This window comes from Salinivibrio sp. IB872 (assembly GCF_001995345.1).
Classification (GTDB): Bacteria; Pseudomonadota; Gammaproteobacteria; order Enterobacterales; family Vibrionaceae; genus Salinivibrio; species Salinivibrio proteolyticus.
This window is the reverse complement of sequence record NZ_MUFO01000002.1, coordinates 82,883-97,559: the sequence shown is the minus strand read 5'-3', so window position 1 is coordinate 97,559 and position 14,677 is coordinate 82,883. Positions and strand designations below refer to the sequence as shown.

The 14,677-nt window shown below is 47.8% G+C and carries 11 protein-coding genes and 1 pseudogene; 3 read left to right on the top strand and 9 right to left on the bottom strand.

The window, feature by feature from the left end; all coding sequences use genetic code 11:
* From BZJ18_RS17505 to BZJ18_RS01410, 3 genes and pseudogenes are all read left to right on the top strand, one after another.
* Positions 1 to 424: pseudogene (locus BZJ18_RS17505) on the top strand (DUF927 domain-containing protein); the annotation flags it as partial.
* Positions 421 to 705: a helix-turn-helix domain-containing protein gene (locus tag BZJ18_RS01415; protein WP_069500094.1), complete on the top strand. Its 285-nt coding sequence runs from the start codon at positions 421 to 423 to the stop codon at positions 703 to 705. The pseudogene BZJ18_RS17505 and the gene BZJ18_RS01415, both read left to right, overlap by 4 nt.
* On the top strand, positions 706 to 930 hold the full coding sequence (locus tag BZJ18_RS01410; RefSeq protein ID WP_001147121.1) for a hypothetical protein: 225 nt from the start codon (positions 706 to 708) through the stop codon (positions 928 to 930).
* A 244-nt stretch (positions 931 to 1,174) separates the two neighbouring features.
* On the opposite strand, the gene BZJ18_RS01405 is transcribed toward BZJ18_RS01410, so the two are convergent.
* The 9 genes from BZJ18_RS01405 to BZJ18_RS01360 form a co-directional block, all read right to left on the bottom strand.
* Positions 1,175 to 2,209 carry a virulence RhuM family protein gene (locus tag BZJ18_RS01405; RefSeq protein ID WP_077455053.1) on the bottom strand — a complete coding sequence of 345 codons (1,035 nt, stop codon included), beginning with the start codon at positions 2,207 to 2,209 and terminating at the stop codon, positions 1,175 to 1,177.
* 179 nt (positions 2,210 to 2,388) lie between these two features.
* Positions 2,389 to 5,529 (bottom strand): DUF3427 domain-containing protein, encoded by a 3,141-nt coding sequence (locus BZJ18_RS01400; RefSeq protein WP_077455052.1) that lies wholly within the window; start codon positions 5,527 to 5,529, stop codon positions 2,389 to 2,391.
* Positions 5,530 to 5,781: 252 nt separating this feature from the next.
* Complete coding sequence (locus BZJ18_RS01395) at positions 5,782 to 6,903, bottom strand: hypothetical protein (protein ID WP_077455051.1); 1,122 nt, start codon at positions 6,901 to 6,903, stop codon at positions 5,782 to 5,784.
* Positions 6,904 to 6,912: 9 nt separating this feature from the next.
* Positions 6,913 to 7,917, bottom strand: coding sequence for a YecA family protein (locus BZJ18_RS01390; protein WP_077455050.1), 1,005 nt, complete (start codon positions 7,915 to 7,917; stop codon positions 6,913 to 6,915).
* A gap of 262 nt (positions 7,918 to 8,179) precedes the next feature.
* Positions 8,180 to 9,037 (bottom strand): ABC transporter ATP-binding protein, encoded by an 858-nt coding sequence (locus BZJ18_RS01380; protein WP_077455048.1) that lies wholly within the window; start codon positions 9,035 to 9,037, stop codon positions 8,180 to 8,182.
* Positions 9,038 to 9,052: 15 nt separating this feature from the next.
* Entirely contained in the window at positions 9,053 to 9,919 is an 867-nt protein-coding gene (locus tag BZJ18_RS01375) for an ABC transporter ATP-binding protein (protein WP_069588948.1), read from the bottom strand.
* A gap of 8 nt (positions 9,920 to 9,927) precedes the next feature.
* On the bottom strand, positions 9,928 to 11,754 hold the full coding sequence (locus tag BZJ18_RS01370; protein ID WP_077455047.1) for an extracellular solute-binding protein: 1,827 nt from the start codon (positions 11,752 to 11,754) through the stop codon (positions 9,928 to 9,930).
* Between the two features lie 46 nt (positions 11,755 to 11,800).
* On the bottom strand, positions 11,801 to 12,844 hold the full coding sequence (locus BZJ18_RS01365) for an ABC transporter permease (RefSeq protein ID WP_077455046.1): 1,044 nt from the start codon (positions 12,842 to 12,844) through the stop codon (positions 11,801 to 11,803).
* A gap of 1 nt (position 12,845) precedes the next feature.
* Positions 12,846 to 13,871 carry an ABC transporter permease gene (locus tag BZJ18_RS01360; protein ID WP_077455045.1) on the bottom strand — a complete coding sequence of 342 codons (1,026 nt, stop codon included), beginning with the start codon at positions 13,869 to 13,871 and terminating at the stop codon, positions 12,846 to 12,848.
* Positions 13,872 to 14,677 lie beyond the last annotated feature (806 nt).

The window sequence follows — 14,677 nt, the reverse complement described above, 5'->3', positions numbered from 1 at the left end:
TGAGATTGGCAAAGTTTTTGAAGCCTGGATGGCCAACTATAGCGAAGAGTTTGATTACGAAGAACGACATATTCGCGAGCAATTACGCAACTTCCTACCCAAATGCCAATACACTATCAAGCCTACAGGCGCAGTAACTGAGGTCGGATGGTGGAAATTGAATAGTCATGAATTGAGTTGGCATGTCCGCCGTGATGCTTTTAAAACTGGCCTAAAACTCGAATTTGATCATCAAGTTATTCAAGCCGCCATGATATTAAAAAAGCAAGGCTGGCTTCAGACTAACGAACCGTCACGAGGCACATTTAAAAGTAGCATTTCAGGGAAGGCAGAAAGGCACTTCAAACTACTTCCCAACCAAATCGCTAAAGACTTAAACATCAACATTGATTTCAGCCGCTTTCAACAAGGAGGCGAAGCATGATTTCCCACTTTCCCATTTCCCAAAAAGACCGAACGGAAGCCAGAGCTCTGTTGGCAGATATCAAAGCGGCAACCGAAGAGCTTCGTACTCTAATAACATCGCAAAAACAGTTCTTAAGCGCAGAGGAAGCTGCACAGTATGCAAACTTGTCTGTTAAGTACATTTATAAGCTCACGCATACCAAGCAAATCCCGCACTACAAACCTAACCGCAAACTATACTTCAAGCGCGATGATCTCGATGCTTGGTTGATGTCTCACCGGGTAGAGGAGAAAAAGTAAATGCCTTATACTGAACCGACTTTGACACAAAGAGCAGAGATCTTGAACGCCTATGGTGAGTCAGAGCGCTTGGTAAGAGAAGCTGAGCGCAAGCAGATCACCTCAGTCAGCAATACCACATGGTGGCGACTAAGCCGAAAAGGTCAAGTTCCGGCAGCCAAGCAAGTTGGTACAACCAAGTCCTGGCTTCTGTCCGACCTACTGCTTTGGATGCAGCATCAGTAAATTAGCCAAAATCTTTCTGGTGAGTATATCGGTGAGTAACGTGATACAGTTACTCACCACAATCGCTTGAAAGCACTGGCATCACAGGGCATTGCCAATGCTATTCTACGAGCAGATCCAGAATATTGAGTAATCACTAAATAATCGTTTAAGTGTGATACAGCTAGAGCCCATTTTAAGAATGGGCTTTGTTGTTTCTTGAGAGCTGCCATGCTCGTCGCTACGAGTGACATCTCCAATACAGCTATTTGCCTTTTTTGAGCGCAGCCTTGAGCGCAGCAATGTTGACCTTTTCGCCCTCAGCCTCTTTTAAACGACGGCGTTGTTCTGCGAAATGTTCAAACTCCAATTTCGCCTTATCATTGGCTGCTTTTTTGGATATTTTTCCGGCGCCGCTTAGAACCTCTCGGTCGTTAAAACTTAAGAACTGATCCAGTTTATCCGCCCAATCTTGCAAGAAAACCTGTTTTCGGCGAAGAGCTTGGTCTTCAGCAAAGTCAAGCCACATATTAACAATACGATTCAGTTCCTTGATTTCGTTCTCACGCAGATAGTTTTTGGCAACGGTCACGTCTGTCCTGCGTACTTCGTCACCTTTATAACTGGTTAACCCCATGTCTGGTTTACTGGCATCCACACGGCTAGCGATAAGCTCAGCAGCGGTCATATGCGTACAAGCATAATGCAGTTTATTCTGAATGATTTGAAAAAAACGATTAGTCTCCTGATTGGATGGCTCATAGTCCGCCGCCATTGTGAAGATCTCTTTCACCCTCAGATAAACTCGTCGTTCGCTGGCTCTAATGTCGCGAATGCGTTCCAGCATCTCATCAAAATAGTCTGGAACAGCAGACGACCCAACAGGCGGATTTTTTAAGCGCTCGTCATCCATTACGAAGCCTTTAATGAGGTATTCTTGGAGCGTTTGCGTAGCCCATTGGCGAAATTGAGTACCACGTTGTGAGCGAACTCGATAGCCCACCGCCAGAATAGCCTCCAAATTGTAATGATCGATTTCGCGAGATACTTGGCGACTCCCCTCCAATCGAACTATCCGGAATTTCCGGATGGTTGCACTTTGAGCAAGCTCGCCTTCCTTGTAAATATTGACCAAGTGTTCATTAATCGTACGAATATCTTTATCGTACAGCTCCGCCATTACAGCCTGAGAAAGCCATAATGTATCGGATTCAAAACGGCACTCAACACGAGTTTGACCGTCTGCACTAGTGAAGAGAACAAACTCTCCTTGTGGAGCTTGAGGGATATGCTCTGTCATTCATTTCACCTTCTGCATCATTGATAGAACACGCTTATTCACACCATTACTTCTTGGTAGACTTTTTCGACCTCAGGAAACGTAGTCACACTCTCTAGGCGGGTGAGGGTTGTAAGTTTCATCGAATTTTTCATTGGGCGATGTGGCACGTTGGTCACCCAATGCCACTGCCATCTCAACTAGCCTACCGCCAACTTCGCCGCTTGCTGCCACATAAAGTTTGGCATCGGAGTGGCTAGCTCCCACGTAATATCCATCGGCTGAGATCCGGTGTGCGAGATATAATTCACTTCGCCAAAATTCACAAACCCCATGGTACGCCCGAATTCATCCTTAGTTTGCTCACGTACAAACAAAAACAGGCGCTTCCCTATCTTTTGATGTTGAATGTAATCTTTGCCGCGACCTCTATCAGGGCGCGAGCTGTTTTGCGACTGCCAGTGAAAGCGTGATGCGTTGATCGCATAATCGTGGTACATGGTCGTCGGGGAAAATTGCTTTTCATTTTTATCCAAGGTGACAAATAACAGTTCGATGTTTTGATCTTTAAGCGCATAAAGCCCCTCTCGTGCAGGTGGCTGCCGCTCCAAAGTGGTAGCACCAAACCCAACTAGAATTTGCTCACGCGCATATCGAGCATGAAGCCGCAATGGCACATCAGGCAAATCGTCCATCCTTAACTGCTCATGCTTGGTTTGTGACAGTTTCCAGTCCAACACGTCCATTAATTCTGCGTTGATACCCAGCCGCCTTAACGCGGCAAAGCTTTGCGCAATGGATGAAAAGCTAAGAGCTGGCCCTGTTTGTTGCCAAACATCATAATGACACATGAGTCGATGCCGTTCGCTACCCGTATCAGGCGCAAAGTCTGTTTGGCAAAGCTGCTTTAAAAACTCTAGATAAGCATGATCATCCGTGGTTAAAATCCGCTGAAAAATCGCCTTCTTAATTGTTTTAAGTGCACTTTCATCAACAGGAGAATCATTGACCTCTAGCTCTGCTTTGAACACCAGTTCTGACCAACAGCCTCGCTTGTATAGTTCGTTCAAATCAATATGCGGATACAAGGTTAGGAAGTTCGCTAGCGTCAGCGGCAGGTGGGTGTGCTGAGGATATTGCCGAACCATTGCCACTAAGCGCCTTAGCGTTAACGACGCTTTGCGGATGTTATCCAATACCATTTCTTGGGTGCGCTTAGTAAGCTCAATACGACAGCCCAAAGGCGCATTGGGAAAGCCTTGTTCAATCTCACGATTGATCGCTCGAGCGCTCTTGCCCACCAGCGCCCGAAACTTGTTTGCAAAGTCATACTCGGGACGCGAATGACCAACAAAGTCCAGGACGGTGCAGCACTCTTTGCCCTCGGCTAACCGTAAACCGCGGCCTAACTGCTGAAGGAAAATGGTTAAACTCTCGGTGGGACGCAGAAACAACAAGGTATCCACTTCAGGAATATCGACCCCCTCGTTGAAAATATCAACCACACAAAGCACATTGATCTCACCGGCGCGCAGCGATTGCTGCTTTCGCTGGCGCTCATGCCGGTTGTCGCTGGTCAACACATCCGCATTGAGCCCTTGCAGTGAAAACTGTTGAGCCATGTATTGAGCGTGTTCTTTACTCACGCAAAAAGCGAGTGCTTTCATACGGCTAAGATCCGTGATGATCTCGTTCATGCTGAGTAATATCTTATCCACCCGCGCTTGGTTGGAGGTATAGAGGTTAGTCAGCTGTGCAATATCATAGCGGCCACGTTGCCAAGGAATGGTCCTCAGATCGGTATCATCATCAATACCAAAATATTGGAATGGGCAAAGATGACGATGATTAATCGCCTCTGGCAGCCGAATCTCAGCCGCAATGACGCCACCAAAATCCGCGAGAATATCGCCGCCATCATGACGCTCGGGCGTCGCCGTCAGACCCAGTAGTATTGACGGTGAAAAGTGGTGCAAAACCGCTCGATAACTGCTCGCGGCAATATGATGCACCTCATCAATCACAATGTAGTCATAGTAATCGGCCGTCAAGTTGAGCGTATCGAGCTGGTTGTTCAATGTTTGAATCGAGACAAACAACTGGCGGTAATGATCTGGCGTGTGACCACCGACCCACAGCTCACCAAAGGAGCTGTTGCGTAATACTCCCCGATAAGCCGCGCGCGCCTGCTTAAGGATTTCTTCACGATGGGCCACAAATAAAAAGTTGGCATCAGGATGGATTTTCAAAAAACGGGCAAAATCAAACGCAGAAATCAGTGTCTTACCTGTCCCTGTTGCCGCCACCACGAGATTACGAAAACGCTGATGCGTATGACGCTCAACCGTCAGCTGCTCCAGAATTTCATGTTGGTGTGGGAAAGGAGAGAGATCGAAGAAAAACGTAGTACCATCTTCTTCGCCACCACGCTGCTGCCGAAGGGCCTGATTCAGTTTTTCGGTACTTTTTACATCCCCGTCAAACCGCTCAAATTCATTCGACGCCCAATACGTTTCAAAAGTGCTGAGTGATTTATTGATAATATGGGGGATTTCTTGCGAGGTGATTTTAAGGTTCCACTCCAACCCATTCGTCAGTGCAGAATGTGAAAGGTTTGAAGACCCGATATAACCGGTGTGATAGCCGGTCTCGCGTAAAAACAAATAGCTTTTTGCATGCAGACGCTCGCGCTCGGTATTGTAGCTTAACTTCACCTCAGTATTGGGTAAGCTGGCTAAATACTCCACTGCTTTCGCGTCTGTCGCGCCCATGTATGATGTGGTGATGATCTTTAACTCGCGACCACTGCGGGTAAATTCTTCCAGCTCTTTACGAAAAATTCTTATCCCCGCCCACTTGATAAATGACACCAACCAATAAATTCTGTCTGCGGATAAAATCTCCCTTTTAAGCTCTGACTCCAATGAAAGACCCGCATTACTGCCACAAAAAAGCTCACTTTGCGTTAAGCCAGTGAGTGGGAAAACATCTTGCACATAACGCGCTAAATCAGATGCTATCGGGTTTTCAAACTCATAAAGGGCCGTCAGGATTTTCCCCTGACTCGCGAGCAAATTATCGTCGATAATGTCTTTATCGTGGATCTGGGTTTTCAGCCACAACAAGAATTGGTTGGATAGTGTGATTTGCTGCTCTAGGCGATCATCACTGGCAGGCACGGCGTCGAGCACATGGTGCAAAACATGCGATAAAAAGCGAGACAACCAAACTGACGCCTCGTTGCTGGTAAGCGTCCGCTCGCCAACATAAAATCTTTCTCGATCAATACGGCTCTCAATAAGCTGCGTTACCAGCTGCTCATAAATTCCGACCTGCTGCATTTTTTCCTTCCACGCGGTGAGCCAGTTTCACCTTACAAACCACGGATTGTAGGCGCTATGAAAGGGTCACTTTTCTATATTTTTCAAACAATAGCAACAAAGAGTTAAGTCACACTCTTGCCTGAGGTCTACACAAAGTGACTTCACAGGTAACAATGTGTAGACCTAAAGGCGGGCATAAAGGCTTTCAACCAATCAAAACTCAACGATATTTTTTGCTAACAACACTGGGTCTGCCTGGGGTGGACCCAATCATTTAAGCAAATCACTCAAGCGATTTAACAATGCTTTACGACGGCTATTAGCGGCTATAAAGCGCTTAAACCTCTGTTCAAAGGACGCAGCATTATCGTAAAGTTGATAGGCCTCAAAGAGCTGATGCAAATAGCGTGATGCCGCATCGTAGCCACTAGGGCAAGTGCGATCCGCTTGCTCGTGCGCTTGCTGCCAGTAGTGGTCACGCTGATTGTAGAGATCTATTAAGGCTTTTTGTTTTTCTGCTTTTTCAAGCGCTAGTTTTTTTGCAAGAGCCTCAGCTTGTTGTTGCTCAAACTGTCGTTGTGCGGTTGCAATATAGGGAGCCGCGAGGTCGGGGTTTAACCAATACTGATAAGTTTCGTCTTTGTTGGCTGGTTCTTTTCGCGTCAGCGCTACGGCTTGGTGACGAGTTAACTGGCCTTGCTCAAACAACGTGCGTAATAGTGTGTTTTTCTCCGCTTCCGTGAGCGTTTTGAGCCAATCTTCAAACTGCAACTGGGTGTGTTTGGCTGGGTGACTGGGTAGTTCATTCAGCACCATCGCGAGTGCTTTAACCCAAGGTAAGGGAATCGCATACAGCGCAGCAAAAGCCTGTAACCCTTCGCTGAGGCGCTCAAAATCGAATTGGATTAACGGTATCGCATCAAGCTCATCATCGTCATCTACTGCTTTGAGCCACGCCAAGTATATAAGCCGCCAGTCGCCTTGGATTAACTGATTGCGTAGACCGGGTAAATGCTGGAAAAAATCGTCAGCATCTTCATCATCAAAATACGCACCATACTCTTCGATAGAGAAAGTGAGCAATTGCCACTCATCGGTTTGACGAACCTTAAAACCATCGTTCGATAACCCAAGCATGGCATCGGGTATGGTCCCGGCAGGTAGTTTGATGTAGGCATCCATCGAGCCCCAGTTGGCATAGTAAAAACCGATATCGAAGTGCTTTAGCATGACCTCGTATGCCTTAGCCTTTAGATCGCTAAAGTTGTAAACCACCTGGAAAGACGTTGCCGTGATATCGGCTCGGCGTGAAATGGCTCTGAGTGCTTGGCGCGCGGTGCTGTCTAAATACCCATCTAAGCGCTCGAATTTATAGTATTGATATTCGCTCACAATGTCCTGCTATCCGTTAAGGTGGAATTGAAAGGTTTGCGCTAACAGCGGCTGAGTCTGAGCGGTGAGCGCAATGGGTTCGCCGTTTATAAAACGCCTTGGATCCATCGTCACAAATCCCCAAAACTGCAAAAAGCGCGCAATAAATCGCGTTTCGATAAGTCCGCTTAACAACGCTTCCGGCGGGGCGTAATCGTCCGTTGGGAACGCCTTTAACACATCAGGAAAAGCAACCATCACTTCTTGAGTAAGCTGATCGACGCTGTGATGCGCTTGTATGCGCCACAACATGAATACCCAAAAGGTGCGCAAATCAACATCGTATTCAAAGCTATCTAAATACGCCCAGTTATATTTGCCGGTTGCCGCTGCCAGCATCGGCTTAAAAAAGGCTTGCACGCCCATGTCTTGATACTGTTTTTGCGCCGCTTTTTTCACATGATAACGGCCGCTGCGTCGGTAGATAATACCGCTAATTTCGGCCAGCACGCGGGTATAGTGCAAGGCATTGAATTTGTCTTCGTTAAACCCAGCAAACTCGCTGATACTAATGTGGCGTTGGAATTGAGAAACTGAAAACTCAGGCAATAATTCACTGGCTTGTTTAACCAACTTAGCCGGTAAGTTGCCTTTGTTGGTTGCTTTAAAAGCACCGCCTTGCGCCATCGCATGTTCAAGCATCAGATCCAAATATCGCATCACTGGGCTGGCGGAAAGATCGGCGGGTGTYGTGATCGTCACCCACTGTAATTGATCAAACGGCGCATAAAGCCAATTGGTCATTTGCGCGGGTGTCACACCACAAAAATCGGGATGAGGTTGATTATTGCGATCCTGCACTTGGCGCTGTAACACAGCATTAAGTTCATCGATACTCATACCTGGGTTATTCGCCAGCATGGTTTCAGCGTCGTCAACGACTTGCGCATGTTGCTGAGACACGCCGTCCATACAACAACGTTTGAATTTTTTACCACTGCCACAATGGCAAGGATCGTTGCGACCGAGCTTCATTACTGTCCCCTCTTATTTGTTATAGAAACAGCGCGGTATTTTCCTGTAAACGGTGATAAATTACCAAACTGCTGCAAATAGCCGTCTGTATACTGAAAAAAAACACCTTGTCGATTCTGAGCCAAGATCCCTACAGCAACCTGCTCTCCTGAACTTAACATACGGGTGACAGTAAGCTTTTGCTGATGAAGCCCCCCCAATGTTGGATATCCAACTACTGGGGGTTACCTCATTTTCACCAGAGGGGCCTTGGGGCGTGTACTTAACTCACCGCTTCAGGCTTTTTTTCGGCCACCGGTTGCTCGGCGCGGCGCTTGTGTTTGCGATATTTGGGGTGGGTGATTGGGATCGCGGAGAGTAGCTTTTGGGTGTACTCATGCTGGGGATGATGGTAGACGGTTTCGGTCGGCCCCTCTTCCACCACATGACCAAAGTACATCACTGCCACCTTATCGGAGATATGGCGAACCACCGATAAGTCGTGGGAGATAAAAATCATCGCCAAGTTCATCTCTTGCTGGAGTTTCAGCAACAGATTAAGAATCTGCGCCTGCACGGATACATCCAAGGCGGAGACGGATTCGTCACAAATAAGCAGTTTCGGTTTAAGGGCGATCGCTCGCGCAATACCAATTCGCTGGCGCTGACCACCCGAAAACTCATGAGGATAGCGGTTAACCGCATCATGGGGTAAACCGACTTTGTCTAATAGCTCAAGTACCCACTGACGACGCTCTTTCGCGGTGCCAATATTGTGAATAATAAAGGGCTCTTCTAAGATCCCGCCGATGGTATGGCGCTGGTTTAGCGACTCGAGCGGGTCTTGAAAGACAATCTGCATGTCTTTGCGCAGTGGCCGCATCTGACGTGGAGATAAATGCGTGATGTCTTTACCTTCAAAGAAAATTTTCCCTTCGGTAGGCTCAAACAGCTTAAGCATGGTACGGCCAAGGGTGCTTTTGCCACATCCCGACTCACCGACCAGCCCGAGCGTTTCACCTTGTGACACCGAGAGCGATACGCCATCGACGGCTTTAATGGTATAGCCTTGACGAAGCAGGCCTTTGCCCGAGACAAAATACTGCTTCAGATTTTCTACTCTGAGGACTTCCTTGCTCATCTCGTTCTCCTGCAACTACGTGGATGATGGCGCGGCATCAAAGTCTTCCAACGGACGAATATCAATCATCTGCTTGGGTTGATGGTGACGCCCTGGCATTAATCCCAGCAAACGCTTGGTATACGGATGAGCTGGGTGATCAAAGAGTGTGAAAATATCTGCCCGTTCGCGAATTTGGCCATCGTACATCACCGCTACATCGTCACATACCTCGGCGACCACTCCCAGATCGTGGGTGATAAAAATCACCGCCATGCCGGTTTCTTCTTGCAGCTCGTTAATCAAATCCAAAATCGAGGCCTGCACCGTTACATCCAAGGCGGTGGTTGGCTCATCACAAATCAAGATATCAGGCTTGCAGGCCAGTGCCATCGCGATCATCACCCGCTGACGCATCCCGCCGGACAGGTTATGCGGATACTCGTTCAGTCGCTTTTCTGGCATCGGGATTTTCACCTTAGCCAGCATGTCGAGCGCACACGCCGCGCGTGCTTTTTTGTCCAGCTCTGGGCGGTGTAGCGTCAAGACTTCATTGATTTGTCGGCCAATGGTGTGCACAGGGTTTAACGCTGTCATCGGGTCTTGAAAGATAATCGAGATCCGATTGCCGCGCATTGCGTAGCGCTCTTTGGCGGGCAGAGTGACCAAGTCGGTCCCGCGGTACAAAATTTCACCACCCGTTATTTGCCCATAGGGTTTTGGAAGTAATCCCATGATTGACATCGCAGTGACACTTTTGCCGCTACCCGACTCGCCCACTAAGCCGAGCGTACGCCCGGCTTTGACCTCAAAGCTCACCCCGTGAAGTACCTCACGGGGGCCATCGTCAGTGGTAAAATTAACGGTCAAATCCTTAACCGATAGAATGACATCCTGCGTCATAATCGCCTCTACAGCTTGTATCTGTCATCAATGATGGTTACAGGTTCAAAGGCTTTACCTTCGTCCATGGCTTCTTCGGTGGCTTCTTTCATCGCTTCATCAATCCAGTATGTGCCAAGACCAATCACCGACCCGTTACTTATCATGGTTTCTGTGCGCTTGGTCATCGCGTTATCTGGGATTTGTACATAACGCCAAAAACCTTGACGCACATACGGCACCATGTAACCCGGGGCAATCACGCTCGCCTCAGAAATCTTAGCGCGGATCTGGTGCGACAACTGATACTTCTTCTCCAGATCAAACTCCGTTTTGTAAGCCATAATTAACGCGTCCAACTCTGGAGCGCTGTAATTGGTATGGTTATTGGTTTGCGCTTTATTGGCATTATCCGAGTGGAAGTATTCCCAATAGGCAGGAACTTCGGAAGTGCCCATATTGAGAAAGGCAATTTGGTGCTTTTTCTCCAACACGTATTTAAACGCCGATGAGCCATCGACCAAGTTAATGGTAAATTCCAGACCCGCTTTTTTAGCTTGTTCTTTTAAGTAAGCAATACGCGGCGTGTGGTGTTGATAACCATAAGTGATGGCAAAGCTTAAACGCTCGCCTTTGTCGTTGATACGAATGCCATCCGGGCCAACTTGGTCAAAACCGGCTTTTTCGAAATAGCTGACCGCTTTTTTAGGATCGAACGCAGGCGGTGTTGCCCCGTCGTTGTCGTATTCACCATGACCAAAGCCCATCGCATGCGGCTTACGCGAGTAGTCACCTCGGGTGATCTTTTGGATCATGCCATCAAAGTCAGTGGCATAGATGATGCCTTTGCGCACATTGATGTCATCCAGCAATGGCATGGCGGTATTTAGCCATAAGCCACCCGCGCCAACAGGGATCTCGTTATACCCCCAAAACTTAGTGATATAGCCCTTTCTATAGGGTTCAGATTGGGTTTTGTCGTGCCAAATATCGGGCAGAATCAAATCGAACACGTCCAAATTGCCTTTTTCAAAGTGCTTCATGGCAATGTCGTTATCCCGGATCACACGCATTCGAATCTTATCGACGTTGTAGCGATGTTGATAATACGGGTTGGTATAACCCCACCAGTCATCCACGTGCTCAAAGGTGACGCTTCGGCCTTTTTGCACCCGCCCTAACGCATAAGGCCCCACTGTAGGCTCGGCTTTAAAGTTGTAGCGGCGCACATAGTCATCGGCGATGCCATCTTGGTTTTCATCTTTGCGTGGGTTGGCATAAAAGTGCGCAGGACGTGGAACGAGACTGCCAAGGATATACAGCAAATCGTCATCGTTTTTCTCAATCGCGCTATGCACGGCAATGGTATGCGCATCAATTTTTTCGACACCACCAATGGTGTTGGTGTAATAATCATTGTACCAAGGAGCAACGATGTCTTTGGAGCGATAGAACTGCATCATAAAGACGAAGTCATCCGCGGTGACGGGCTTGCCATCAGACCAGGTCGCGTCTGGGTTGAGCTTAAAGTAGATGGTTTTATGATCATCGCCAAACGCCCACTCGTTGGCCAAATCCGGGATCCATTCCAAGGTGTCAGGGTGACGTTTCACCAATGAGGGCATTTCATCAAGGAAATAGCTACGCAGACCTGAGTTGGAGTCCGGCCCAACGGTGCGTAATGTCTGCGGAAAACTGAATAAATGGGTACGCAGGGTACCACCGCGTTTTGCCTCTGGTGAGCCAATTTTGGGGGCATCCCAGTTGGTTTGCCAATTGAGGTTTTCAGGCAACGAGGCTGCCCAACCGCTCAGGCTAAACATCGAGATTGAGGTCGCAAGGATCAGTTTTTTCATCGTGATGTCCCTATCGTGATTCACACATTGCTCACTGTGCTAATAATTAATCGTAACGGGTGAATTTTTTCGGATCGAAGGCGGCGCGCACCGCTTCACCAATAAAGGTCACCATCACCAATACCACCACAAGTGAGGTCACCACAGATGCAACAATCCATGGCGCATCCAAATTCGATTTGCCTTGCTGCAACAGCTCCCCCCAACTTGGCGTCGGTGGCATCAGCCCCAAGCCGAGATAATCCAGCGCTGTTAGCGCGGTAATATTGAGGGCGATGGTAAAGGGCGCCAAAGTAACAATCATCACCATGGTGTTGGGTAAAATATGACGGAAAAGGATCCGGCTGGTCGACGCCCCTAGCGCCCTCGCGGCCATCACATAATCGCGCGCTGACTCTTTATAGGTCATGGTGCGCATATACCAAGTGATCGCCATCCAACCAAACAGTACGTTAATCCCTACAAAGAGGGCAAAGGTGGGCTGAAGAATCGAGACCAATATCATGATCACATACAGGAACGGCACCATCGACCAGATTTCGATAAAGCGCTGGAAAAACAAGTCAAACTTACCGCCCCAAAAGCCCATTGCACAACCTACCGCAGTGCCAATCGCATACGAGGCGGCCATGGTCAGCAATGCAAAGCCCATCGCGGTACGAAAGCCATAGACAAGGCGGGCGAGAATATCGCGTCCGATCTCATCGGTGCCAAGATAGTGTTTGTTTTCGGCACTTGGCGCGGTCGGCGGAAAGTCACCGCTAAAGTCTTGTTCCAGTGGGTTCCACGGCACCAATGGCATGATCACATAGTTGTCCCCTGCTTGTGCCTCAAAGGCTTTGGCGAGTTGACGATAGTTAGCTTCGCTAGTGCCCACTTGACCAAAATCACTCGCCAAGTGCACATCACTCAGTACCGGGAAATAGTACTCGCCGTTGTATTTGACCATTAACGCTTTACTGTTAATAAAAAACTCGGCGAACAGCGATAAGACCAGCATCACGGCAAGGATGATAAACGACCAGTAACCGCGTTTAATTTGTTTAAAGCTGCGGATTTTCTTTTGAGTTAAAGGGCTAAACGTCAACATATCAAGATCCAAACTTCACGCGAGGGTCAACCATAGCAACACAGATATCTGAGATAATGTTGCCGGCCAGCAGTAAAAGCGCATTGATGGCGACAATGCCCATCACCACCGGATAGTCACGCTCCATAATCGACTCATAGCCAAGTAAGCCAATGCCATTGATATTGAAAATCACTTCAATCAAAAACGCGCCAGTCATAAAGAACAATAAAGAGTTACCAAAATGGCTGGCTATCGGAATTAAGCTATTGCGCAGTGCGTGCTTGCGCACCGCCGAACGGAACGGCAACCCTTTGGCGATGGCTGTGCGGATATAATCGGCAGATAAGTTTTCCATCAGGTTGTTTTTCATCGTCATGGTCAGGGTGGCAAAATCACCAATCAGATAACAAATCAGCGGCAGTACCGCATGCCACATCACATCTTTGGCGCGCTCCCAAAAACTGGTCGCGTCGTAGTAAGCATCGCCCACAAAGCCCCCCATTGGGAACCACTCGAGGTGATAGCTAAATAAGGTGATCAGTAATACCCCGACCACATAGCCGGGTAAGGCAAATCCGATAAAGATCAGCACAGAGGAAGAGGAGTCAAACACCGAACCGTGTTTGAGGGCTTTGTAATAACCGAGCGGAAGAGAGATAAAATAGCTGATAAAGAAGGTCATCCCGCCGTAAAACAACGAGACGGGCAGACGCTCGGCGATCATGTCAGTGACTGGCTCGTAGTAGCGCGTCGACTCGCCCAAGTCGAAATTGGCAAGTTTACCCAGCCAATCTACATAGGCTTCCAGCACCGGCTTATCGAGCCCGTAAAAGGCGCGTAACTCGGCAATTTGGTCTTCCGATAACGCCGAGCTGTCACCAGCACGCTGCAGGCTAGAGCCACCATCGGCTTGTGCTTGCATTTGCGTCATCATCCGCTCGACCGGTCCCCCAGGCACAAGACGGGTGATACCAAAGATCAAAATGGTAATGCCAAGAAAAGTCGGCACCACCAATAACAACCGACGTAAAAAGTACGACAGCATAGTCCACTACTCCCTGTTAACTATGTTTCAGCTAACTGATGCTTGGGTAGGCGACATTGGCCTACCTTCTCACAAATGGTTTTATGCCATCCTAGGCGTAAAAACATTTATCCGTATGACACGCTTCAATTAAGTGGTCTATATTTATCTTGATTTGCCGACACAATCAACGATCTCCACTTGCACGGCGAGACTTTTTTTCTCTTTCGATACCAGCCACTTACAAAATAAAAAAAACAACATTCATTCACATGACAGTAAAATTACAGAATATGACAAACCTATCAATTGAGCGTTTACTCTAGAAATTTACGCAAAAAAAGTGCATAAATTTCCGCAGACGCTATAAACACAATTGTCAAATTAATGTCATTTTTTGTTAACTCATGTCAGTTTAAAACTGGACCCACTGCTTTTTCGTTGAACATGTGAACGCCACTACTACCGATGCACGCATTAGGTAGATTATGCGGCGACAAACCCAACAATGTTAAATAGTTGTATATTCTTTAAGTTCATTCATCTCCAGCATATCCACTCATCGAGCAACCAAGCACACCCATCCCGCCTCACATGAAACAATTATCTAACAATAAATAAAAGACCAGTCATATAGACATGTTTGTGTGCGCCAAATCAAAATAAACCACCAAAATGAACGAGATAAGCCATGACAGCGCAGATAGAGAGTGTCGCTGTCACTTGTTTGACGCCTAGACGAAACATTCGGTATATCTGGCTGTCATGCGCGCTCAGGGATAAGAGCAGTACTGAAGATACGCGCTGAAGAAGTAGTCAAATGACAG

What these genes read in the sequence shown, in the direction of transcription:
- BZJ18_RS01415 (WP_069500094.1), top strand. Translation starts at nt 421, where the DNA reads ATGATTTCCCACTTTCCCATTTCCCAAAAAGACCGAACGGAAGCCAGA.
- BZJ18_RS01410 (WP_001147121.1), top strand. Translation starts at nt 706, where the DNA reads ATGCCTTATACTGAACCGACTTTGACACAAAGAGCAGAGATCTTGAAC.
- BZJ18_RS01405 (WP_077455053.1), bottom strand. Translation starts at nt 2,209, where the DNA reads ATGACAGAGCATATCCCTCAAGCTCCACAAGGAGAGTTTGTTCTCTTC.
- BZJ18_RS01400 (WP_077455052.1), bottom strand. Translation starts at nt 5,529, where the DNA reads ATGCAGCAGGTCGGAATTTATGAGCAGCTGGTAACGCAGCTTATTGAG.
- BZJ18_RS01380 (WP_077455048.1), bottom strand. Translation starts at nt 9,037, where the DNA reads ATGAGCAAGGAAGTCCTCAGAGTAGAAAATCTGAAGCAGTATTTTGTC.
- BZJ18_RS01375 (WP_069588948.1), bottom strand. Translation starts at nt 9,919, where the DNA reads ATGACGCAGGATGTCATTCTATCGGTTAAGGATTTGACCGTTAATTTT.
- BZJ18_RS01370 (WP_077455047.1), bottom strand. Translation starts at nt 11,754, where the DNA reads ATGAAAAAACTGATCCTTGCGACCTCAATCTCGATGTTTAGCCTGAGC.
- BZJ18_RS01365 (WP_077455046.1), bottom strand. Translation starts at nt 12,844, where the DNA reads ATGTTGACGTTTAGCCCTTTAACTCAAAAGAAAATCCGCAGCTTTAAA.
- BZJ18_RS01360 (WP_077455045.1), bottom strand. Translation starts at nt 13,871, where the DNA reads ATGCTGTCGTACTTTTTACGTCGGTTGTTATTGGTGGTGCCGACTTTT.